The 674-nt window shown below is 49.3% G+C and carries 2 tRNA genes and 1 rRNA gene; all 3 read left to right on the top strand.

The window, feature by feature from the left end:
- The first annotated feature begins 3 nt into the window (after positions 1-3).
- Positions 4-80, top strand: a tRNA-Ile gene (locus AWT75_RS20435).
- 157 nt (positions 81-237) lie between these two features.
- Positions 238-312 (top strand) — tRNA-Ala (locus AWT75_RS20430).
- Positions 313-593: 281 nt separating this feature from the next.
- A 23S ribosomal RNA gene (locus AWT75_RS20425) occupies positions 594-674 on the top strand; the annotation flags it as partial.

Genomic DNA, 674 nt, shown 5'->3' with positions numbered 1-674 from the left:
ACTGGGTTTGTAGCTCAGCTGGTTAGAGCACTGTGTTGATAACGCAGGGGTCGAAGGTTCGAGTCCTTCCAGACCCACCAGTTTTTATCTGGGTGCTGTAGACAGCACTACGGATAATCCATTTTTGTTTCAGATGCTATCTGGGACAAAAAGATAAAGCCGAAAGACAAGGCGCAGCGCGACGACGTGTACATCATGTACACGAGGAGCGATGTAACGCGGTATTTCGGGTTTAGAGGGGGATTAGCTCAGTTGGGAGAGCACCTGCTTTGCAAGCAGGGGTCGTCGGTTCGATCCCGTCATCCTCCACCACCACCTTACAGTGCAAACAAAAGCGCACACAGCGGATTTTATGGCTGCGTGGATTTTTGTTTGCGTTGTGTAGACAATGCCCGATCTTTAACAAACTGAAGAAGCCGAATTAATTAGACGGCGAGATGAAACACCTGCAGTTAACGCTGCATGTGGGACAAATCGTCATCTTGGGAATTTGATTGTATCTAATGTCATGTCGCCATACCAAAAGGGGCGGTGTGACATGTCGCACAAACACAATCCTGTCGGATTGGTAACTCAGGTTACTGAAATGATAGGGTCAAGCGACTAAGTGCATCTGGTGGATGCCTTGGCGATCACAGGCGATGAAGGACGTGTAAGCCTGCGAAAAGCGCGGG

The sequence above is a fragment of the Aquitalea pelogenes genome (genome assembly GCF_001515305.1).
Lineage (GTDB): Bacteria > Pseudomonadota > Gammaproteobacteria > Burkholderiales > Chromobacteriaceae > Aquitalea > Aquitalea pelogenes.
Note: the sequence above shows the minus strand (reverse complement) of the source record. Positions and strands in the feature narration are given on the sequence as shown.